The sequence below is a fragment of the Stenotrophomonas sp. TWI1149 genome (genome assembly GCF_039673155.1).
GTDB lineage: Bacteria > Pseudomonadota > Gammaproteobacteria > Xanthomonadales > Xanthomonadaceae > Stenotrophomonas > Stenotrophomonas maltophilia_AA.
Window position 1 is genome coordinate 339,739 of the sequence record NZ_JBDJLB010000002.1, and the last position, 20,196, is coordinate 359,934.

General features: G+C 67.5%; 18 protein-coding genes. 10 read left to right on the forward strand and 8 right to left on the reverse strand.

Translation table 11 applies throughout. From position 1 onward, the window contains the following. Window positions 1-26 precede the first annotated feature (26 nt). The 3 genes from secD to fabV all read left to right on the forward strand — a co-directional run bounded on the left by secD (window position 27) and on the right by fabV (window position 4,364). Window positions 27-1,880: a protein translocase subunit SecD gene (gene secD, locus ABE424_RS03790; RefSeq protein ID WP_346490877.1), complete on the forward strand. Its 1,854-nt coding sequence runs from the start codon at window positions 27-29 to the stop codon at window positions 1,878-1,880. A 19-nt stretch (window positions 1,881-1,899) separates the two neighbouring features. Continuing rightward, window positions 1,900-2,874, forward strand: coding sequence for a protein translocase subunit SecF (gene secF / locus ABE424_RS03795; RefSeq protein ID WP_176989757.1), 975 nt, complete (start codon window positions 1,900-1,902; stop codon window positions 2,872-2,874). 230 nt (window positions 2,875-3,104) lie between these two features. Next, window positions 3,105-4,364 carry an enoyl-ACP reductase FabV gene (gene fabV / locus ABE424_RS03800; RefSeq protein WP_346490878.1) on the forward strand — a complete coding sequence of 420 codons (1,260 nt, stop codon included), beginning with the start codon at window positions 3,105-3,107 and terminating at the stop codon, window positions 4,362-4,364. A gap of 138 nt (window positions 4,365-4,502) precedes the next feature. Here the strand turns inward: fabV and ABE424_RS03805 are convergent, their stop codons facing one another. From ABE424_RS03805 to ABE424_RS03815, 3 genes are all read right to left on the reverse strand, one after another. Beyond that, window positions 4,503-6,572, reverse strand: coding sequence for an EAL domain-containing protein (locus ABE424_RS03805; RefSeq protein WP_346490879.1), 2,070 nt, complete (start codon window positions 6,570-6,572; stop codon window positions 4,503-4,505). 92 nt (window positions 6,573-6,664) lie between these two features. Continuing rightward, on the reverse strand, window positions 6,665-7,849 hold the full coding sequence (locus ABE424_RS03810; RefSeq protein WP_346490880.1) for an NAD(P)/FAD-dependent oxidoreductase: 1,185 nt from the start codon (window positions 7,847-7,849) through the stop codon (window positions 6,665-6,667). Next, complete coding sequence (locus tag ABE424_RS03815) at window positions 7,846-8,397, reverse strand: YaeQ family protein (RefSeq protein WP_123729025.1); 552 nt, start codon at window positions 8,395-8,397, stop codon at window positions 7,846-7,848. Before ABE424_RS03815 ends, ABE424_RS03810 begins: the two co-directional genes overlap by 4 nt. Window positions 8,398-8,438: 41 nt before the next feature. Between ABE424_RS03815 and ABE424_RS03820 the strand changes: the two genes are divergently transcribed. Beyond that, complete coding sequence (locus tag ABE424_RS03820) at window positions 8,439-9,323, forward strand: pseudouridine synthase (RefSeq protein WP_346490881.1); 885 nt, start codon at window positions 8,439-8,441, stop codon at window positions 9,321-9,323. A 177-nt stretch (window positions 9,324-9,500) separates the two neighbouring features. Here the strand turns inward: ABE424_RS03820 and ABE424_RS03825 are convergent, their stop codons facing one another. Further along, window positions 9,501-9,968 carry a YaiI/YqxD family protein gene (locus tag ABE424_RS03825; RefSeq protein ID WP_346490882.1) on the reverse strand — a complete coding sequence of 156 codons (468 nt, stop codon included), beginning with the start codon at window positions 9,966-9,968 and terminating at the stop codon, window positions 9,501-9,503. A gap of 300 nt (window positions 9,969-10,268) precedes the next feature. Here ABE424_RS03825 and ABE424_RS03830 point away from each other — a divergent pair, with 300 nt between their 5' ends. The 4 genes from ABE424_RS03830 to ABE424_RS03845 all read left to right on the forward strand — a co-directional run bounded on the left by ABE424_RS03830 (window position 10,269) and on the right by ABE424_RS03845 (window position 13,582). Next, on the forward strand, window positions 10,269-10,478 hold the full coding sequence (locus ABE424_RS03830; RefSeq protein ID WP_017356920.1) for a cold-shock protein: 210 nt from the start codon (window positions 10,269-10,271) through the stop codon (window positions 10,476-10,478). A 160-nt stretch (window positions 10,479-10,638) separates the two neighbouring features. After that, window positions 10,639-11,331 (forward strand): glutathione S-transferase, encoded by a 693-nt coding sequence (locus ABE424_RS03835; RefSeq protein WP_346477968.1) that lies wholly within the window; start codon window positions 10,639-10,641, stop codon window positions 11,329-11,331. Window positions 11,332-11,368: 37 nt separating this feature from the next. Beyond that, window positions 11,369-12,934 (forward strand): protein adenylyltransferase SelO, encoded by a 1,566-nt coding sequence (locus ABE424_RS03840; protein ID WP_346490883.1) that lies wholly within the window; start codon window positions 11,369-11,371, stop codon window positions 12,932-12,934. Between the two features lie 111 nt (window positions 12,935-13,045). Continuing rightward, window positions 13,046-13,582: an adenine phosphoribosyltransferase gene (locus ABE424_RS03845; protein ID WP_346490884.1), complete on the forward strand. Its 537-nt coding sequence runs from the start codon at window positions 13,046-13,048 to the stop codon at window positions 13,580-13,582. 185 nt (window positions 13,583-13,767) lie between these two features. Here the strand turns inward: ABE424_RS03845 and dbpA are convergent, their stop codons facing one another. Together dbpA and ABE424_RS03855 are read right to left on the reverse strand one after the other, a co-directional pair. Continuing rightward, window positions 13,768-15,150, reverse strand: coding sequence for an ATP-dependent RNA helicase DbpA (gene dbpA, locus ABE424_RS03850; RefSeq protein WP_346477984.1), 1,383 nt, complete (start codon window positions 15,148-15,150; stop codon window positions 13,768-13,770). 33 nt (window positions 15,151-15,183) lie between these two features. Continuing rightward, entirely contained in the window at window positions 15,184-16,260 is a 1,077-nt protein-coding gene (locus tag ABE424_RS03855; protein ID WP_346490885.1) for a YeiH family protein, read from the reverse strand. A 104-nt stretch (window positions 16,261-16,364) separates the two neighbouring features. Between ABE424_RS03855 and ABE424_RS03860 the strand changes: the two genes are divergently transcribed. Further along, the gene (locus ABE424_RS03860) at window positions 16,365-17,261 is read left to right on the forward strand and encodes a LysR family transcriptional regulator (RefSeq protein ID WP_346490886.1); all 897 of its coding nucleotides are present in this window, start codon (window positions 16,365-16,367) and stop codon (window positions 17,259-17,261) included. A gap of 35 nt (window positions 17,262-17,296) precedes the next feature. Then, entirely contained in the window at window positions 17,297-19,180 is a 1,884-nt protein-coding gene (abc-f, locus tag ABE424_RS03865) for a ribosomal protection-like ABC-F family protein (RefSeq protein WP_346490887.1), read from the forward strand. Window positions 19,181-19,321: 141 nt separating this feature from the next. Here the strand turns inward: abc-f and ABE424_RS03870 are convergent, their stop codons facing one another. Together ABE424_RS03870 and ABE424_RS03875 are read right to left on the reverse strand one after the other, a co-directional pair. Then, complete coding sequence (locus ABE424_RS03870) at window positions 19,322-19,783, reverse strand: cytochrome c (protein WP_019183110.1); 462 nt, start codon at window positions 19,781-19,783, stop codon at window positions 19,322-19,324. A gap of 8 nt (window positions 19,784-19,791) precedes the next feature. Next, window positions 19,792-20,184 carry a c-type cytochrome gene (locus ABE424_RS03875; protein WP_019183109.1) on the reverse strand — a complete coding sequence of 131 codons (393 nt, stop codon included), beginning with the start codon at window positions 20,182-20,184 and terminating at the stop codon, window positions 19,792-19,794. Between the last annotated feature and the right edge of the window lie 12 nt (window positions 20,185-20,196).

A 20,196-nucleotide genomic window follows, 5' to 3' on the forward strand; every position in this document is an offset into this window, starting at 1 on the left:
GACGGGCACCGCGCGGGACCCAAGCAATGCTCGAATTTCCACGCTGGAAGTATTTCCTCATCCTGATCGTGCTGGCGGTCAGTGCGTTGTATGCACTGCCCAACATCTACCAGAAGGACCCTGCCGTGCAGATCACCGCCAACCGTGGCGGGCAGATCGACGACGCCCTGCGCGACCGCGTGCTGGGTGACCTCAAGCAGGCCGGCGTGGAGCCGCTGTCGGTGGCCAAGGAAGGCGACAGCCTGATCGTGCGCCTGCCGACGCTGCAGGCGCAGACCGCCGCCAACGACGCCCTGCGCGACGAGATGGGCGAGGACTACGTGGTCGCCCTGAACCTGGCCTCCACCGTGCCGGACTGGTTGAGCGACCTCGGCGCCAAGCCGATGGTGCTGGGCCTGGATCTGCAGGGCGGCGTGCACTTCGTGCTGCAGGTCGACCAGAAGGCGGCCCTGGACAAGCGTCTGGATGCCTACGCCGAAGACGTGCGGACCAGCCTGCGTGATGCCCGCATCGCCTACCAGTCGGTCGAGCGTCGTGGCGACAACACCATCGTGGCCACCATCAGCCCGTCCGCCGGTGCCGATGCGGCCGCGCGTGCCCGCGACGTTATGGTCAAGGCACAGCCCACGCTGGGCTACGACGTGGCGGGCAACCGCATCACCGTGAGCATGCCGGAGACGGAACTGACCGCGATCGCCAATGGCGCCATCGAGCAGAACGTCAATACCCTGCGCAACCGCGTCAACCAGCTCGGCGTGGCCGAGCCGATCATCCAGCGCCAGGGTGCCGACCGCGTGGTCGTGCAGCTCCCGGGCGTGCAGGACACCGCCGAAGCCAAGCGCATGATCGGTGCCACCGCGACGCTGGAATACCGCGCCGTGGTCGAGGGCAATGCCCAGGATGCGATCACCAGCGGCCGCATCCCGCCGGAGGCCAAGGTCTACCAGCAGCGCGACAACCGCGGCCCGATCCTGCTCAACAAGCGCGTGATCGTGACCGGTGACCAGATGGTCGCCGCGCAGGCCACCACCGACCAGAACGGTTCGGCGGCGGTCAGCGTGACGCTGAACAACGTCGGCGGCCAGCGCATGTTCGACTTCACCAGCGCCAACGTGAACAAGCCGATGGCGGTGGTCTACACCGAGCGCATCCCGACCGTGAACGTGGTCGACGGCAAGGAAGTGCGCAGCTTCCGCGTCAAGGAAGAGGTGATCTCGGTCGCCAACATCAACGGCGTGTTCGGCAAGAACTTCCAGACCACCGGCCTGGACAAGCTCGAAGCAGACAACCTGGCCAAGCTGCTGAAATCCGGCTCGCTGGCCGCGCCGATGGACTTCGTCGAAGAGCGCATCGTCGGCCCGAGCCTGGGTGCGGAGAACGTCGAGCGCGGCGTGACCGCGGTCGGCTTCGCGTTCCTGTTCACCCTGATCTTCTTCACCGTGTACTACCGCATGTTCGGCGTGATCACCTCGGTGGCCATGCTGTTCAACCTGCTGATCGTGGTCGCGGTGATGTCGCTGTTCGGCGCGACGATGACGTTGCCGGGCTTCGCCGGTCTGGCGCTGTCGATCGGCCTGTCGGTCGACGCCAATGTGCTGATCAACGAGCGTATCCGTGAAGAGCTGCGGGCCGGCATGCCGCCCAAGTCGGCCATCGTCGCCGGTTACGAGAAGGCTTCCGGGACCATCCTGGACGCCAACCTCACCGGCATCCTGGCGGGTGTGGCGTTGTATGCGTTCGGTACCGGCCCGCTGAAGGGCTTCGCCGTGACCATGATCGTCGGCATCCTGGCCTCCATGTTCACTGCAATCACCGTCTCGCGTGCCCTTGCCGTGCTGCTTTACAGCCGCCGCAAGAAGCTCAAGACCCTGGCCATCTGACGGGAAGCGAATAGAAACCATGAAACTTTTCCCGTTGCATCTGATCCCGAACGACACCAAGTTCGACTTCATGCGCACCCGCTGGGTGGCCGTGTCGCTGGCGGCGCTGGTGTTCATTGCCGCCATCGGCTGCATTGCCTTCAAGGGCTTCAACTACGCGCTGGACTTCACCGGCGGCACCGTGGTCGAAGTGCGCTTCGACAAGCCCGCTGACGTTGATGCCGTCCGCGAGCATCTGGAAGGTGCCGGCTATGCCGGTGCCCAGGTGCAGAGCTTCGGCAGCGGCAGCAACCTGCTGATCCGTCTGCAGCCGCAGGAGATGGCCGCGGGCGAGAACGCCGGCGAAGCCAACAACCGCACCGCGGAAGCCGTGCAGAAGGCGATCTCGGTGGAGGGCAACCAGGCCGCCATCGTGGGTGCCGAGTTCGTGGGCCCGCAGGTCGGCAAGGAGCTGGCCCTGAACGGTCTGTACGCGGCCCTGTTCGTGCTGATCGGCTTCCTGATCTATATCGGTTTCCGCTTCGAGTGGAAGTTCGCGATGGTGGCGATCATCACCACGCTGTTCGACGTGCTGGTGGTGGCCGGTTACTTCTCGCTGAGTGGCCGCGAGTTCGATCTGACCGTGCTGGCCGGCCTGCTGTCGGTGATGGGCTTCTCGATCAACGACACCATCGTGGTGTTCGACCGTGTGCGTGAGAACTTCCGCAGCCTGCGTGTGGAGCCGCTGGAAGTGATGAACCGGTCGATCAACCAGACGCTGTCGCGCACGATCATCACCTCGCTGGTGTTCTTCCTGTCGGTGCTGGCGCTGTACCTGTACGGCGGTGGTTCGCTGGAAGGGCTGGCGCTGAGCCAGATGATCGGTGCGGTGATCGGTACGCTGTCGTCGATCTTCATTGCCTGCCCGCTGCTGACGATGGGCGCGCTGGCGGTGAGCAAGCAGGATCTGCTGCCGAAGGCCAAGGACGTGGAAGCGCTGGAGCGTCGTCCGTAAGGGTTCTGGTGGTATGAAGTATCTGGGAGGCCGCGCATTGCGCGGCCTTTCTTTTGGCTGCCCTCCCGCCCACATCGACCCCTGGCCACAAGGAACATACACCCCCGTCGGTTGTACTCCGCAGCGCTGCGCACTACGATCCCTTGCGTTCCGCGCAGCCGCTCCGGTGGCGCGCGACCTCCCTTTTCATCGCGCCGGTCCACCCTGCGCCAGTCCCCCTCGAGGTTTACATGGTCATCAAACCGCGTGTGCGCGGCTTCATCTGCGTCACCACCCATCCCGTCGGCTGCGATGCGGCCGTCAAGCAGCAGATCGATTACATCCAGGCCAAGCCGAAGATCGCCAACGGCCCGAAGAAGGTGCTGGTGCTTGGCGCCTCCACCGGCTACGGCCTGGCGGCGCGCATCACCGCCGCCTTCGGCAGCGATGCGGCGACGCTGGGGGTGTTCTTCGAGCGCCCGGGCACCGAGACCAAGCCGGGCACGGCTGGCTGGTACAACACCGCCGCGTTCCACAAGTACGCCGAGCAGGCCGGCCTGTATGCCAAGAGCGTCAATGGCGATGCCTTCTCCGACGAGGTCAAGGCCAAGGTCATCGAGCTGATCAAGCAGGATCTCGGCCAGGTCGACCAGGTGGTGTACAGCCTGGCCGCGCCGCGCCGCAAGCATCCCAAGACCGGCGAAGTGATCAGCTCCACGCTCAAGCCGATCGGTGCGCCGATCACGCTGCGTGGCCTGGACACCGACAAGGAAGTGATCACCGAGACCACGATCGAGCCGGCGACGCCGGAAGAGATCGCCGGCACCGTCGCCGTCATGGGCGGCGAAGACTGGCAGATGTGGATCGATGCGCTGCTGGAGGCCGGTGTGCTGGCCGAAGGCGCGACCACCACGGCGTTCACCTACGTCGGTGAGGAGATCACCCAGGCGATCTACTGGAACGGCTCCATCGGCGCGGCCAAGAAGGATCTGGACGAGAAGGTCGTCGGCCTGCGCCAGAAGCTGGCCCCGATCGGTGGCGATGCGCGCGTGTCCGTGCTCAAGGCGGTGGTCACCCAGGCCAGCTCGGCGATCCCGACCATGCCGCTGTACCTGTCGCTGCTGTTCAAGGTGATGAAGGCCAAGGGCACGCACGAAGGCTGCATCGAGCAGCTCGATACGCTGTACGACATCCTCTACGGCGGCAAAGACGCGGGCACTGCTACCGAGCGCCTGCGCCATGACCTGGTCACCGACGGCGGCCGCCAGGTCGCGCTGATCGATGACGCCGGCCGCCTGCGCGCGGACTACAAGGAAATGGCGCCGGAGGTGCAGGGCGAAGTGGTCGCGCTGTGGCCGCAGGTCACCAACGAGAACCTGTACGAGATCAGCGATCTGGCCGGCTACAAGGCCGACTTCCTGCGCCTGTTCGGGTTCGGCGTGGAAGGCGTGGATTACGACGCCGACGTCGCGACCGATGTGAAGATTCCGAACCTGGTCGAGATGGCCTGATCGGAAGGATCGATGCCGACCCACGGTCGGCATCTACCGGCGGGGGTCACGGCGTATCGTCGCGCCGCCCCGCACCGCATGATCCGCCCCCGCACCGCATGACCGGTAGCTCACGACCGTTGGTCGTGACGCTTCCCCTCAGCTGAAATCGAAATTCATCGCCGGGCCGGCGGGGCCGACGAACTCGCCCTGCACGTAATCCACGCCGGCACTGAACAGCAGGCTCATCGAGTTGGCATCGGCGACGAACTCGGCGATGGTCTGGATGTTGGCCGCCTGCGCACGCGCGGTGATCTCGCTGATCTTCTCGCTGTGTTCGCGGGTGCTGGCGAAATCGCAGGTGAAATCGCGGTCCAGCTTGAGGAACTGCGGCTGGAAATGCGCCAGCAGCTGGAACGAATCCAGCCCCGAACCGAACTGCTCCAGGCCGATCCGGCAGCCCAGCGGCGCGACCGCCGCCAGGAACTGCTGCGCGTTGCGCAGATGGGTGAACACCTTGGCCTCCGGCGCGTGCAGCCACAGCTGTTCGCCCGGCACCCCCTGGGCCTGCAGTTCGCGGCGCAGGGTGGCGATCATCTGCGGGTCGTTGAACGATTCCGGGGTGATCTTGACCATCATGTGGGTCACATGGCCCTCGCGCCTGCGCGCGGCGAGCATGCCGATCGCGTGCGTGACCACCCAGCGGTTGATGTCGGCCAGCAGGCCGTGATCCTCGGCGATGCCCAGGAATGCGGTCGGGCTGAGCAGCTCGCCGTTGTGCTCCAGGCGCAGGTACGCCTCGTACAGCTCCAGCGCCTCGCCCTGCAGGTTGAGCACGGGCTGGTAATGCAGCTGGAAGCCATCGCCTTCCAGCGCCTGGCGGATGCGTGCCGCCCAGTGCTGGATGCGCTCTTCCTCCACGCGGTCCACCGCGGCCGGGTCGAATACCCGCGTGGTGTTGCCCAGCTCCAGTGCGGCCTGCGTGCACTCGGTCGCGCGGGCCAGTACCTGGCCGATGCTCGCGATCTTCTCGCCGACCTGCACGCCGCCCACGCTGACCGTGACCGTGGCCGAGCGCTCGCCGATGCTGAACACCTGCGCGGCAAAAGCGTCACGGATCTGGTCGGCCAGGGCGACGGTCTGCGCATACGCACCCTCGGTCAGCACCGCGAAGCTATGCTCGCCGAAGCGGGCCACCTGGGCGCTGTCGCCGACGGACTGGGCCAGCACGCGGGCGAGGGCGCCGATCAGCGCATCGGCCGAGTCCAGCCCGATCTCCGGCAGCAGGCGCGCGTAGTGATCCGGCTCGATCAGCAGCAGGCCGAAACGGCCTTCGCTGCGGCCGGCCTGGGCGACCGCGTTCTCGACGTGCAGCATGAAGGTCGGGCGGTTGAGCAGGCCGGTGACCTGGTCGCGCTGGCGCAGGTCTTCGACCTCGCGCGCCAGCTCCGGGTCGAATTCCATGCGCCGGCGGAACACCACCTGCAGGCAGGATTCACCCTCGTAGCTGGCCTGGGTGAACTCCATCGTCGCCGGGAACACCGCGCCGTCCTGGTTGCGCGCATCCACCTGGTACTGCGGGGGCGGGGCATCGCCTTTGCTCATCGACTTGAGCAGCTGCTTGAAGCCGTCCACGTGCTGCGGGGCGACCATGTCCAGCAGCGAGATGCCTTCCACGTCGTCGAAGGTCTCGTAGCCGAACATCTCCAGATAGGCCTCGTTGGCCCGGATGTGCATGCCTTCATGGACGTAGGCGATCGGGTCGCGCGAGGAGGAGATCAGCGCATCGCAGCGGCGCTCGGTCTCGCGCATCTGCGCCTCGATCCGGCGCAGCCCGCGGCGCGCATGCAGATCGGTCCATTCCGTGCGGACCACCGCCAGCAGGTGCTCGGGGCGGTGGCGCAGGGCAATGGCGCGGATGCCGTTGGCGCCGGCCTCGACCCACTCGTTTTCGTTGATCGATTCGGCCAGCAGGATCATCGGGATGTCCTTGCCACTGGCGGCGATCTGCTGGGTCACCTGCAGCAGCGGGATGCTCTGCGCGGCGGCGACCAGCACCAGGTCGATCGGCTGGGTGCCCAGCACCTGGGCCAGTTCCTCGCTGTGCTGCGGGCGCGTCGGACGCACCGCGATGCCGCTGTTGCGCAGCGTGCTGACGATGGTCTCGGCGTTCTCGCCGCTGTCGTCCACGATCAGCAGGCGGACCGTCATGTCATTCGCGTTCTGCATTCACTACTCCCCGGACTGCAAACTTGATACACGATGCTTGTGACTACGTCCATGCGGCAAGCGGCAGCCGATCACGGAACGTTCGTTCGGGCTCAGGCCACGCTGCCCGCGGCATGGCCACAGGCCCAGGCCCACTGGAAGTTGTAGCCGCCCAGCCAGCCGGTCACGTCCAGCACTTCCCCAATAAAGTGCAGGCCGGGAACCAATTGGGATTCAAATGTACTGGAGGACACCTTGCGGGCGTCGACCCCGCCCAGCGTCACCTCGGCGGTACGGTATCCCTCGGTGCCACTGGCCACCAGCGGGAAATTCTGCAGCAGATCGGCCGCCTGGCGCAGCTGCGGTTCGTCGATCTGGCGCACCAGCCGGTCCGGCAGCCAGTGCTCGCACAGGCGCAGCGCCAGCCGGCGCGGCAGCACCTCGGACAGCACCGTGCGCAGCTCGGCGGCACCGCGCTCGGCCTTCATCCGGCGTAGCCACTCCAGCGCGTCCTGGCCGGGCAGCAGGTCCAGCCGCAGCTCGTCGCCGGGCTGCCAGTACGAGGAAATCTGCAGGATCGCCGGGCCGCTGATGCCGCGGTGGGTGATCAGCATGGAATTGCGGAACTCGACGTCGTTGCAGCGCGCCGCGATCGGCAGCGCCACCCCGCTGAGGTCATTGAAGCGCTCCTGGTGCTTGCCGCTCAGGGTCAGCGGCACCAGCCCGGCGCGGGTCGGCAGGACCTCATGGCCGAACTGGCGGGCCAGCTCATAGCCGAAGCCGGTCGCACCCATGCTCGGGATCGACAGGCCGCCCGTGGCCACCACCAGCGAGGCGGCATGGAAATGCCCCTGCGCGGTGTGCACGTGGAAGCCGTCCGCGCCGCGCTCCACCTTCTGCACCCCGCAGTCGGTGCGGATCTGCACGCCGGCGGCCTGGCATTCGTCCACCAGCATCTTCACGATCTGCTTGGAGGAGATGTCGCAGAACAACTGGCCCAGCTCTTTTTCGTGATACGCGATGCCATGCCGCTCCACCATCTCGATGAAATGCCAGGGCGTATAGCGGGCCAGCGCGGATTTGCAGAAGTGCGGGTTGGCCGACAGGAAGTTGGCCGCCGTGGTGCCGGTATTGGTGAAGTTGCAGCGCCCGCCGCCGGACATCAGGATCTTCTTGCCGACCTTGTTGGCGTGGTCGATCACCTGCACGATGCGTCCGCGCCGGCCCGCCGTGAGCGCGCACATCAGCCCGGCCGCACCGGCCCCGATGACCAGCACGTCGCAGCGGATCACACTCACGCCTGCGGCTTCTGCTTGCGCCAGGTCGGGATGACGCTGAGCTGCGCCTTGTCGGACGTCAACTGCACTTCGCCGTCCTGGATCTGCACGTCCCACTGCATCGTGCGTTCGATCTGCGCGCCCCATTCGGTGACGAACTCGCCCGGCAGGTCCATCACTTCCAGCGTGGACAGCTTCTTCAGCGCGGAGGCGTTGCGGTCCCACCAGATATCGGCGGCGCGGCCACCATAGGTGACCAGCTGCACCGCCCGAGCGCGGCCGGCGGCCTTGCGCAGGCGCGATTCGTCGGGCTGGCCCAGTTCGATCCACAGTTCGACGTCGCCGGTGTAATCGCGGCGCCACAGGTCCGGCTCGTCGTCCACGCTCAGGCCGCGGCCGAACTCCAGCCGGTCATCGGCGTTCAGCGCGAAGGTGAGCAGGCGCACCATCAAGCGGTCATCGGTCTCGGACGGGTGCTGGGCCAGCGTCAGCGTGTGGCTGGCGTAATAGCCGCGGTCCATGTCGCTGATCTGCAGTTCGGCCTTGCGGATGGTGGCGGTGAGGGCCATGGGGATACCTGAAACAAAGAGCGCCATGATAATGGTTCGCCATGAGCCCGTCCGATCCGATCCTCGCTGCCCCCGCGCCCAGCCGCCTGCAGTTGCCGCCCGGCGACTGGCCCAGCCTGCTGGACGGGCTGTGCGCGCGCTTCCCACGTATCGACCGCGCGCAGTGGGTGGACCGCTTCGCGCGCGGGCGGGTGCAGGATGTGCAGGGCAGGGCGCTGCGGCCGGATGATGCCTGGCAGATCGGGCTGGAGATCGTCTATTTCCGTGAAGTGGCCGATGAGCCGGTGATTCCGTTCGTGGAGGCCATCGTCCACCAGGACGCGCACCTGCTGGTGGCCGACAAGCCGCACTTCCTGCCGGTCACCCCAGCCGGGGGCTACGTGCGCGAGACGCTGCTGGCCCGGCTGGTGGCGCGCACCGGCAACCGCGACCTGGTGCCGCTGCACCGACTGGACCGGCTGACCGCCGGGCTGGTGCTGTTCTCGACCCGGCCGGACAGTCGTGATGCCTACCAGCGCCTGTTCCGCGAGCGCCGGATCGACAAGGTGTACGAGGCGCTGGCGCCGGGACTGCCCGAATTTCCGTTCCCGCTGGAGCGGCATACCCGATTGGTCCCCGGCGAGCCGTTCTTCCGCATGGCCGAGGTGCCCGGTGAGCCCAATGCGCGGACCCGCGTCGAGGTGATCGACGGCGCTGGACCGGTCTGGCGCTACCGGCTGCACCCGGTCACCGGCCGCAAGCACCAACTGCGCGTGCACATGGCAGGACTGGGCGCGCCGATCCTGGGCGACGATCTGTACCCGGAGCTGCTCGCGGATGCGCCGGCGGGGGTGCGGCTGCAGCTGCTGGCCAAGGAACTGGCGTTCGATGACCCGTTGACCGGGGAGCGGCGAACGTTCTCCAGCGGCCTGTCGCTTCACCTGTAGGGCCGGCCGCTGGCCGGCTGCCGGGGTCCATGGTCGGTCCTGTGGTCACCGGGTGCTACGGAGGAGCCGGCCAGCGGCCGGCACTACCTACAGCGGGCCCTCAGCCACGTCGGACCCCTTCCACGCCGGACCCTCCGCCTGCTGACGGTTCATCAGGGTGATAACGGTTCATCAGCCTTAACGCTTGGCCAGCCAACGGTCCAGTTGCGCGGCGAAGGCCTGCTTGTCGCGCGCGTGCAGGGGCGCCGGTCCGCCGGTCTGGATGCCCGAGCCGCGCAGTTCCTCCATGAAATTGCGCATCGACAGCCGCTCGGCCATGTTGTCGGGGGTGTACAGCTCGCCGCGCGGGTTCAGCGCGACCGCGTGCTTGTCCAGCACCAGCGCCGCCAGCGGGATGTCCTGCGTGACGACCAGATCGCCGGGCTGAACCCGTTCCACGATCACGCTGTCGGCCACGTCCAGCCCCGGCGGTACCTGGATCGAGCGGATGAAACGGGACGGCGGCGTCCGCAGCCAGTGGTTCGCGACCAAGGTCATCTCGATCCCGGCGCGTTCGGCCGCGCGGAACAGGATCTCCTTGATGACGGCCGGACAGGCGTCGGCGTCCACCCAGATGTGAACTTTAGGGGGAGGGGCATCGGTCATTTGGCTGATCTTAAGGTAGGAAAAATCTGAATAGGGGGTGGGATTTCGTGTAAGATCGCCCGACCCCTTGTCCTGTCAGGCGAGAAGGGGGGATGGCTGAATAAACCAGCTATCGCTTTTTCGGTAAAACACGAGTATCGTCACCCACACTGTGTTTGCTAGGGTCACCGTGAATCGTGGCCTGGTGCAGTTGATCTCACGATCTGCTCATCGATCCGCTTTACCAACGCCTGCAACTCAGTCTCGGCTCCGATACGCGGCGGCCGCGATTATTTCAACTATTGTTTCAGGAGTTAGTACATGTCTGATCGTCAGCAGGGCACCGTGAAGTGGTTCAACGACGCCAAGGGCTTCGGCTTCATCACCCCGGAAAGCGGCCCGGACCTCTTCGTGCATTTCCGCGCGATCCAGGGCACCGGCTTCAAGTCGCTGCAGGAAGGCCAGAAGGTGACGTTCGTCGCCGTCCAGGGCCAGAAGGGTATGCAGGCTGACCAGGTGCAGGCGGTCTAATCGACCCCCGCCACCGTAAGGTCGCCTAAAACGCCGGAAGCGAAAGCTTCCGGCGTTTTTTATTGGGCGGCATTCGGCCCTGGTCGACGCAGACTGTGTTGACGACGTCATCCTCCCGGCCGCCCGGTTACGATGCCGCTTTGACCCTGCGGAACCGTCGATGATCAAGGTGCACCATCTGGACCACTCTCGCTCGCTGCGCGTGCTGTGGATGCTCGAAGAGCTGGGCCTGCCGTACCAGGTCGTCAACTATCAGCGCGACCCGAAGACCTGGCTGGCGCCGCAGGCGTTGCGCGATGTGCACCCGCTGGGCAAGTCCCCGGTGCTGCAGGACGACGCGCTGGTCCTCGCTGAATCCGGCGCGATCCTGGAATACCTGGCCGATCGCTACGACAGTGGCCGCCAGTTCTCGCCCGAGCCGATGCCGGCGCAGGCGCCCGAGCGCGTGCGCTACCGCTACTGGATGCACTACGCCGAAGGCTCGGCGATGCCACCGCTGGTGATGACGCTGGTGTTCGCGCGGCTGCGCAAGGCGCCGATGCCGTTCTTCGCCAAGCCGATCGCGCGCTCGATCGCCGACAAGGTGATGAAGGGCTTCGTCGGTCCGCAGGTGAAGCTGCACATGGACTGGATGGAGCGCGAGCTTGGTCAGTCGCCGTGGTTCGCGGGTGAGCGCTTCACTGCCGCCGATATCCAGATGAGTTTCCCGATCCAGGCCGCCGCCGCGCGCGGTGGCGACATGGCCGCCTACCCACGGCTGCAGGCGTACCTGGCGCGGATCGAGCAGCGCCCGGGGTACCAGCGTGCGGTGGAACGCGGTGGTCCGTTGAACCTCGGCGGCGGTTCGCGCTGAGCTTGCGGGGCAGCCTGGCTGTCCCCATTTCATACCGATGAGCACCCAGCCCCTGCGTTTCGACAATCGCTTCATCCGTGACCTGCCCGGCGACCCGGAAACCGGCCCGCGCGTGCGTGAAGTGCGCGAGGCCGCGTGGTCGTCGGTGATGCCGACCCCGGTCGCGGCACCCCGGCTGCTGGCGTACTCGCCGGAGGTGGCCGCACTGCTCGGCATGGGCGAGGACCTGATCGAGAGCGCCGATTTCGCGCGGGTGTTCGGCGGCAATGCGTTGTATGCCGGCATGGCACCGTGGGCGGCCAACTATGGTGGCCATCAGTTCGGGCATTGGGCGGGGCAGCTCGGCGATGGCCGCGCGATCTCGCTGGGCGAACTGCTCACGCCGGACGGTGCGCACTGGGAACTGCAGTTGAAGGGCGCCGGGCGCACTCCGTACTCGCGCGGTGCCGACGGACGCGCGGTGCTGCGTTCGTCGATCCGCGAGTTCCTCTGCAGCGAGGCGATGCATCATCTCGGCGTGCCGACCACGCGCGCATTGAGCCTGGTCGGGACCGGTGATGACGTCGTGCGCGACATGTTCTATGACGGCCACCCCGAGGCCGAACCGGGTGCGATCGTCTGCCGCGTCGCGCCGTCCTTCATCCGCTTCGGCACCTTCGAGCTGCCGGCCTCGCGCGGCGACACCGCGCTGCTGCGGCAACTCGCCGATGTCTGCATAGCGCGGGATTTTCCTGCGCTCGCCGAGCTGGGCGACGCGCGCCATGCACGCTGGTTCGGCGAGATCTGCGAACGCACCGCGGTGCTGGTCGCGCACTGGATGCGGGTCGGCTTCGTCCACGGGGTGATGAACACCGACAACCTGTCCATTCTCGGGCTCACCATCGATTACGGTCCGTATGGCTGGGTCGAGGATTACGATCCCGAGTGGACGCCCAACACCACCGACGCGCAGGGGAGACGCTATCGTTTCGGCACGCAGCCGCAGGTGGCGTACTGGAATCTCACCCGGCTGGCACAGGCGCTGGCGCCGCTGTTCGAGGATGTCACGCCGCTGCACGACGGGCTGGCGCGCTTCCAGCAGGTGCATGCCGACTGCGAGCGCGCCGATATCGCCGCGAAGCTGGGCCTGGACCGCTGCCGCGATGCCGATGTGGCGTTGATGGCGGCCTGGCTGGAGATCCTGCACGAGGGCGAGATGGACATGACCCTCGCTTTCCGCGGCCTGATGGCGCTCGATCCCGCGTCGCCTTCCGTGGCGGTGCTGGAGGAGGCCTTCTACAGCCCGGCACGCCGCGAAGCGGTGCTGCCGTCACTGCAGGCGTGGCTGCAGCAGTATGCGGCGCGCCTGCGTGCCGATGACTTGAGTGTGCAGGCGCGGCAGCAGCAGATGGGCCGTGCCAATCCGGTCTACGTGCTGCGCAACTGGCTGGCCCAGGAGGCGATCGAACGGGCGGAGCAGGGTGACCTCGGTGGCGTGCATACGTTGCTGGAGGTGCTGCGCCACCCCTATGACGTGCAGCCCGGGCGCGAGCACTTCGCAGGCAAGCGGCCCGAGTGGGCGCGTGAGAAGGCCGGCTGCTCGATGCTGTCCTGCAGCTCCTGACCTGCGCGGGCGGGTAGGGCGGGACGAACCGTTCTGCCGCATGCCCGGTCGTGTGAGGCGCTGCGGCAGGAGGCTCGGTTACCCTATGCCACCCTGTTCGTTTCCAGACCCATGACCGAGTCTTCCGCCACGCCCGCCTGGGCCGGCCGCCTGCGCGACATCGCCGATTTCCCCAAGCCGGGCATCCTGTTCAAGGACATCATGCCGCTGCTCGCCGATGGTCCGGATTTCGCGGCGGCCATCGATGCGATGGTCGCGCCCTGGCGCGATGCCAACCTGCAGGCGGTGATGGGCATCGAATCGCGCGGCTTCATCCTGGGCGCGGCCATGGCGCGGGTGCTGGGCGTGGGCTTCGTGCCGCTACGCAAGCCGGGCAAGCTGCCGGGCAAGGTGCTGCGCCAGGACTACACCCTGGAATACCGCACGGACAGCATTGAAGTGCACGCCGATGCCCTGCCGGCCGGCGCGCGCGTGCTGGTGATCGATGACGTGCTGGCCACGGGCGGCACCCTGCTGGCCGCGTTGTCGCTGGCCCGTCAGCTGCAGGTCGAGGTGGTCGGTGCGGCCGTGCTGGTGGAACTGGCCGGCCTCGGCGGCCGCGAACGTTGGACGAGTGACGTCCCACTGCTGGCCAACCTGGTCTATTGATCGCGGAATCCGCGGTGACCCGGCCGCGTCCGGTAGTGCCGGCCGCTGGCCGGCAGCCCATGCATCATCTCGTAGTGCCGGCCGCTGGCCGGCACCTCAAACGCCCCGACGAAGGCGCGGCCGACCAACGGTCGGCTCTACCACACGCGTGAAGCGATCAGCCGACCCACGGTCGGCGCTACCGCTCAGACATCCATCTTGCGGACGCGGAACCGGCGGCCCTTGATCTTGCCGGCCTCCAGCTGGGCGATCGCCCGGCCGGCCTGCTCGCGTGCAATGGCCACATACGAGCGCGTCGCATAGATATCGATCTTGCCGATGTACTTGGCCGCCAGCCCGGCGTCGCCGGTCAGCGCACCGAGGATGTCGCCGGGGCGCAGCTTGTCGGTCTTGCCGCCGTCGATGCGCAGCGTGGTCATCGCCGCCTGCGGCAGCACCGGCGGGCGGGCGGTGGCCAGCGGCGTCTTCTGCCAGTCCAGCGGCTTGCCCTGTGCCATTTCCAGCGCATCGGCGCGGCTGCGCTCGCGGTGCGTCACCAGGCTGATCGCCAGGCCCGTGGCACCGGCGCGGCCGGTACGGCCGACGCGATGCTCATAGGTCTCGATGTCGGTCGGCAGCTCGTAATTGATCACCGCGGCCAGGTCCTGCACATCCAGCCCGCGGGCGGCGACGTCGCTGGCGACCAGCACGTTGCAGCTGCGGTTGGCGAAACGCACCAGCACTTCGTCGCGGTCGCGCTGTTCCATTTCGCCGTGCAGCGGCAGCGCGGAGAACCCGAACTGCTGCAGCGAAATGGCCACATCGTCCACGTCGCGGCGGGTGTTGCAGAACACCACGGCCGATTCCGGCGTGTACTTGAGCAGCAGGCCGGCCAGCGCCTTCTGCTTCAGCGCCAGCTCGGTCTCGCAGAACAGATGGCGGATCGCCGGCGCATGGTCGGCGCCTTCCACGGTGACTTCCACCGGGTCACGCAGCAGCACCCGGGCGATCTCGCGGATCTCATCCGGGAAGGTCGCCGAGAACAGCAGCGTCTGGCGGTCCTTGCTGGTGCGGCCGGCGATCTCGCGGATCGGCTCCTCGAAGCCCATGTCGAGCATGCGGTCGGCTTCATCCAGCACCAGGGTGGTCACGCCGCCCAGGTGCAGGACGCGCTTGCGGCCCAGTTCCTGGATGCGCCCGGGGGTGCCGACGACCACCTGCGGATCGTGCGCTTCCAGCGAGGCCAGCTGCGGGCCCAGCGGCATGCCGCCGGTCAGCACCAGCAGTTTGAGGTTCGGGATGCCGGTGGCCAGCTTGCGGATCTGCTTGCCGACCTGGTCGGCGAGCTCGCGGGTCGGGCACAGCACCAGCGCCTGCGCGCGGGTCACGGACGGATCCAGCGCCTGCAGCAGGCCCAGGCCGAAGGCCGCGGTCTTGCCGCTGCCGGTGGGGGCCTGTGCGATGACGTCGCGGCGCTCGAGGATGGCCGGCAGGCTCTGGGCCTGCACGGGGGTGAGCGAGGTATAGCCCATGGCATCGATGCCGGGCAGCAGCGCTGGTTTCAGCGGCAGGGAGGAGAATTCAGACATGCGGTAGTGTCGCAGAAGTCCGCCCGGCGTGCCTCAGTCGAGCAGCGCGTGCACGCCGAGATTGATCCCCAGCCCGCCCGCCAGCAGCCAGCCGAACAGCAGCAGCGCGAGCAGCAGCGGCTTCATCCCGGCCCGGCGCAGTGCCGAGGCGTGCGTGGTCAGGCCGAGCGCCGCCATCGCCATCGCCAGCAGCACGGTGTCCAGATCGACCGCCGCGCCGACGACGGCGGCCGGCAGCAGCTGCAGCGAAGTGAGCCCGGCCACGGCCACGAAGCCGAACGCGAACCAGGGCACCACGATCTTCGCGCGCTGGCCGTCAGCGGCTCCGTTGCGGCCCCGTGCCAGCAGCATCGACAGCCCGATCAGGAACGGCGCCAGCATCATCACCCGCACCATCTTGGCGATCACCGCGGTGTCGGCCGCCGGCGCACTCACCGCGCGCCCGGCAGCGACCACCTGGGCCACCTCATGTACGGTCGAGCCGGTGAATACCCCGTACGCCTGCGCGCTCATCGGAATCCAGCCGTGCGCCAGGTTGAGCTGGTACAGCGCCGGATACAGGAACATCGCCAGCGTGCCGAGCACCACCACCGTCGAGACGGCCACGGTCACCTGCTCGGCGCGCCCGCGCACCACCGGTTCGGCCGCCATCACCGCCGCCGCACCGCAGATCGCGCTGCCGGCGCCGATCAGCAGAGCGCTCTCCTTGTCGATGCCGAACCAGCGCGTACCGGGCCACCAGGCCAGCGCGAAGGTGCTGGTCAGTACCAGCGCATCGATCAGCACGCCGCTGGCGCCGACCTGGCCGATGTCCTGGAAGGTCAGGCGCAGCCCGTACAGCACGACGCCCGCGCGCAGCAGCCAGTGTTTGGCGAATCCGACCCCGGCACCGGCCTGGGCGGCCAGGCGGGGGTAGAAGGTGTTACCCAGGGCGATGCCGAGCACGATGGCCAGGGTCAGGGCGCTGATCCCGTGCGCCTGCAGCCACGGCAACGTCGCCAGGCCCATGGCGGCGGCAGCGACGGCCGCGGTCAGCAGCAGGCCGGGCAGACGGCCGCGCCAGCGCTGGGCGATGGTGGGTGAGGGCAGGGCGGCGGCAGCGGTGTTCACAGAGGTCTCCGGTGGGTTCACAGGCCCAGCCTGCGCGCCATTGATCAACCTGTAAAACGCATTATCCGTGTTGTTTCAACCCGTTTTATGCGTTAATAGGTCACATGCATCTCACCCTCCGCCAATGGCAGGTGTTCGTCTCCATCGCCGACGCCGGCACCACGGCTGCCGCCGGGGCGCAGCTGGCGTTGTCGCAGTCGGCCACCAGTGCCGCGCTCAATGAACTCGAGAACCAGCTGGCCAGCCCCTTGTTCGACCGGATCGGCCGCCGGCTGGTGTTGAACGCACAGGGGCGGGCCCTGCTCGATCCGGCCCGTGCGCTGTTGGTGGCCGCCACTGATCTGGAGCGGGTGGCGGGAGTGGGGCAGGCCAACGCCGGCCCGCTGCCCCTGCTGCTGCGGCTCGGGGCCAGCACCACGATCGGCAATTACCTGCTGCCGGCCCGCGTCGCGGCACTGATGCGCCACACCCCGCAGGCCCAGGTCGACCTGCGCATCGGCAACAGCGCCGACGTGGTCACCGCGGTACAGCGCCTGGAGGTGGATCTGGGCCTGATCGAAGGCCCGTGCCACGAGAGTGGCCTGCAGGTGCTGCCGTGGCAGCGCGACGATCTGGTCATCGTGGCCGCTGCGGGATCGGTGCCCGATCGCATGGACCTCGCTGCGCTGGCGCAGGCGCGCTGGTTGCTGCGCGAGCCGGGCTCGGGCACCCGCGAGGCGGTCGAACAGGCCCTGCTGCCGCACCTGCACCACTTCGCCCGTTCGATGCAGCTGGGCAGCACCGAGGCGATCAAGCAGGCCGCCGCGGCTGGCCTCGGGCTGGCCTGCCTGTCGCGACATGCCGTGGCCGATCTGATCGCGCTGGGCAGCCTGACAATCGTCGAGACGCAGGTGCCGCCGATGTCGCGCCAGCTCTGGGTGGTGCGGCATCCGGGCAAGCGGGTGCCCCCGCCGCTGCGGTCGCTGCTGGGGCTGCCTGCGGACGCGTTCGGTCGGGAGTAAGCGACGCGGTTGCCGCCAGACCGTACAATGGTCGGATGCCTCTGATTACTCTGCAAAACGTCGACTTCAGCGTCGGCGGCCCCCTGTTGCTGGAAAAAGCCGAACTGTCGATCGAGCCGGGCGAGCGTATCGCCCTGATCGGGCGCAATGGCGCCGGCAAATCGACCCTGCTCAAACTGCTGTCCGGCGATCACAAGCCCGATGATGGCGAAGTCCGCGTGCAGCAGGGGGTGCGCATCACCCGCCTGGAACAGGAGGTGCCGCACGGTGCCGCCGGCAGCGTCTTCGACGTGGTCGCCGACGGCCTGGGCGAACTGGGCCAGTGGCTGGCCGAATTCCATCACCTGAGCATGGCCGACGATTTCGACGGCGATGCGCTGTCGGCCGTGCAGGCCAAGATCGACGCCGCCAACGGCTGGGGCCTGGACCAGCGCGTCAGCGAAACCCTGACCAAGCTCGACCTGGATGGCGAGGCCGAATTCGCGCGCCTGTCCGGCGGCATGAAGCGCCGCGTGCTGCTCGGCCGCGCGCTGGTGTCCTCGCCGGATCTGCTGCTGCTCGACGAACCGACCAACCACCTGGACATCGAAGCCATCGACTGGCTCGAAATGTTCCTCAAGAACTGGAACGGCAGCGTGGTGTTCGTCACCCATGACCGTCGCTTCCTGCGTGCACTGGCCACCCGCATCGTCGAGATCGACCGCGGCCAGGTCACCAGCTGGCCGGGCGACTGGGCCAACTACGAGCGTCGCCGCGAAGAGCGCATGAACGCGCAGGCGCAGGAAAACGCGCGCTTCGACAAACTGCTCGCCCAGGAAGAAATCTGGATCCGCCAGGGCATCAAGGCCCGCCGCACCCGCGACGAAGGCCGTGTGCGCCGCCTCAAGGCGATGCGCAACGATCGCTCGCAGCGCCGCGAACTCGGTGGCAACGTGCGCATGGAAGCCGCACAGGCGGAGAACTCCGGCAAGAAGGTCATCGACGTCAAGGACATCTCCTTCGCCTTCGGCGAGCGCGTGATGGTCAAGGATTTCAGTACCGTCATTCTGCGCGGCGACCGCATCGGCCTGATCGGGCCGAACGGCAGCGGCAAGACCACGCTGCTCAAGCTGCTGCTCGGCGACCTGCAGCCGCAGAGCGGTGAGGTGCGTGCCGGTACCAACCTGCAGATCGCGTATTTCGATCAGTACCGTGCGGTGCTGCGCGAAGACTGGACCGCGATCGAGAACGTGGCCGAGGGCCGCGATTTCATCGAGTTCAACGGCAAGCGCAAGCACGTGCATGCCTACCTGCAGGACTTCCTGTTCTCGCCCGAGCGCGCCCGCGCGCCGATCACCCGTTTGTCCGGTGGTGAGCGCAACCGCCTGCTGCTGGCCAAGCTGTTCGCGCAGCCGTCCAACCTGCTGGTGATGGATGAACCGACCAACGATCTGGACGTGGAAACCCTCGAGCTGCTCGAAGAGCTGCTGAGCGATTACACCGGCACGTTGCTGCTGGTCAGCCATGACCGTGACTTCCTGGACAACGTGGTGACCTCCACGATGGTGATGGAAGGCGACGGCGTGGTCGGCGAATACGTCGGCGGCTATACCGACTGGCAGCGCCATGCCGCACGCGTGGCCGCCGCGGCGGCGTCCGCACCGGTAGTGGCGTCCAAGCCCGTTGCGGCGACCGCTGCCGCGGCGGCACCGGCCGAGCCGAAGCGCAAGCTCAGCTACAAGGACGCGCGTGAGCTGGAGCAGCTGCCGCTGAAGATCGAAACGCTGGAGAAGGATGTCGAAGGCCTCACCGCCGCGATGAACGACCCCGCGTTCTATCAGCGCAGCGCGCCCGACATGGCCGCGCACAATGCGAAGCTGGCCAAGGTGCAGGCCGAGTTGGATGCCGCATACGCGCGCTGGGAAGAGCTGGACGCCTGATCCGGCAACCGGGCAGGGGCAGCCACGCCATGCGTGGCTGATGGCAGCCGGCCAGCGGCCGGCACTACCTGTCAGGGCTTCATGGCGCCGGACGGAAGACAGCCGACCAACGGTCGGCTCTACACGTGACGGCTTGCGCCGTCACTTCAACCCGTGCAGATCCCGCAGCTGGGTCGGCCGTGATCCGAAATATGCGGCCAGATCGGCGATGTCCTGATCGCTCAGGTCGGTCGCCTGCGGGGTCATCAGCGCGTGCTGGCGATCCCCGGCGCGGTAAGCCTGCAGGCTGTGCGCCAGGTAATCCCCGTACTGCCCACCCAGTTTCGGGTAGGTCGGGTCGATCGGCTTGTTGCCGTCCGCCCCGTGGCAGTCGATGCAGCTCTGGCCGGTGGCTTTGCCCTTGACCTGGGCACGCGCCTCACCGGCGGCGATGCGACCGGCCGGCAGGCCGGCGGAGGAGCCGGACCCGTGTTCACCACTGGCGTGGCCCGGATCGGCGGCGGAATCTGCGCTGTTCTCCACCTGTGACTGCGAACACGCAGTCATCAGCAGGGCAACGGACAGGGCGATGGCGTAACGCTGGAGTGGCGTGGCTTTCGACATGAGCGCGCTTATTTGACGGTGGACAGGTAAACAGCGAGATCGGCGATCTCCTGTTCGCTGAAACTCATCGACTGCGCCTGCATCGTTGGATGCTTGCGCTTGCCGTGGCGGTACTCGGTCAGCGCCTGGCTGAGGTACTCACGGGTCTGCCCGCCGATCTTGGGCACTTTGTAGCTGGGGTAGGCGTTCTTGTACCCGGTGATGCCGTGGCACCCCTGGCACGTGTAGGCCAGCACCCGGCCATTGTCGAACCGGCCGGTGACGGCGGCAGGCGCCGGCGCGGTGGCGGCCGGAGCGGGTGTGGCGGGTACGGCAGGAGCGGGTGTTGCGGCCTGTGCGGCGGCCCCGAGGGGCAGGAGGACGGCCAGAACGAGACAAGCGGCGAGCGGCTGCGGGCGCATGATGTCCTTTTC

Bases quoted from the DNA above. Each gene is read 5' to 3' on its own strand.
- secD (WP_346490877.1), top strand. From the start codon at position 27: ATGCTCGAATTTCCACGCTGGAAGTATTTCCTCATCCTGATCGTGCTG.
- secF (WP_176989757.1), top strand. From the start codon at position 1,900: ATGAAACTTTTCCCGTTGCATCTGATCCCGAACGACACCAAGTTCGAC.
- fabV (WP_346490878.1), top strand. From the start codon at position 3,105: ATGGTCATCAAACCGCGTGTGCGCGGCTTCATCTGCGTCACCACCCAT.
- ABE424_RS03805 (WP_346490879.1), bottom strand. From the start codon at position 6,572: ATGCAGAACGCGAATGACATGACGGTCCGCCTGCTGATCGTGGACGAC.
- ABE424_RS03815 (WP_123729025.1), bottom strand. From the start codon at position 8,397: ATGGCCCTCACCGCCACCATCCGCAAGGCCGAACTGCAGATCAGCGAC.
- ABE424_RS03820 (WP_346490881.1), top strand. From the start codon at position 8,439: ATGAGCCCGTCCGATCCGATCCTCGCTGCCCCCGCGCCCAGCCGCCTG.
- ABE424_RS03825 (WP_346490882.1), bottom strand. From the start codon at position 9,968: ATGACCGATGCCCCTCCCCCTAAAGTTCACATCTGGGTGGACGCCGAC.
- ABE424_RS03830 (WP_017356920.1), top strand. From the start codon at position 10,269: ATGTCTGATCGTCAGCAGGGCACCGTGAAGTGGTTCAACGACGCCAAG.
- ABE424_RS03835 (WP_346477968.1), top strand. From the start codon at position 10,639: ATGATCAAGGTGCACCATCTGGACCACTCTCGCTCGCTGCGCGTGCTG.
- ABE424_RS03840 (WP_346490883.1), top strand. From the start codon at position 11,369: ATGAGCACCCAGCCCCTGCGTTTCGACAATCGCTTCATCCGTGACCTG.
- ABE424_RS03845 (WP_346490884.1), top strand. From the start codon at position 13,046: ATGACCGAGTCTTCCGCCACGCCCGCCTGGGCCGGCCGCCTGCGCGAC.
- dbpA (WP_346477984.1), bottom strand. From the start codon at position 15,150: ATGTCTGAATTCTCCTCCCTGCCGCTGAAACCAGCGCTGCTGCCCGGC.
- ABE424_RS03860 (WP_346490886.1), top strand. From the start codon at position 16,365: ATGCATCTCACCCTCCGCCAATGGCAGGTGTTCGTCTCCATCGCCGAC.
- abc-f (WP_346490887.1), top strand. From the start codon at position 17,297: ATGCCTCTGATTACTCTGCAAAACGTCGACTTCAGCGTCGGCGGCCCC.
- ABE424_RS03870 (WP_019183110.1), bottom strand. From the start codon at position 19,783: ATGTCGAAAGCCACGCCACTCCAGCGTTACGCCATCGCCCTGTCCGTT.
- ABE424_RS03875 (WP_019183109.1), bottom strand. From the start codon at position 20,184: ATGCGCCCGCAGCCGCTCGCCGCTTGTCTCGTTCTGGCCGTCCTCCTG.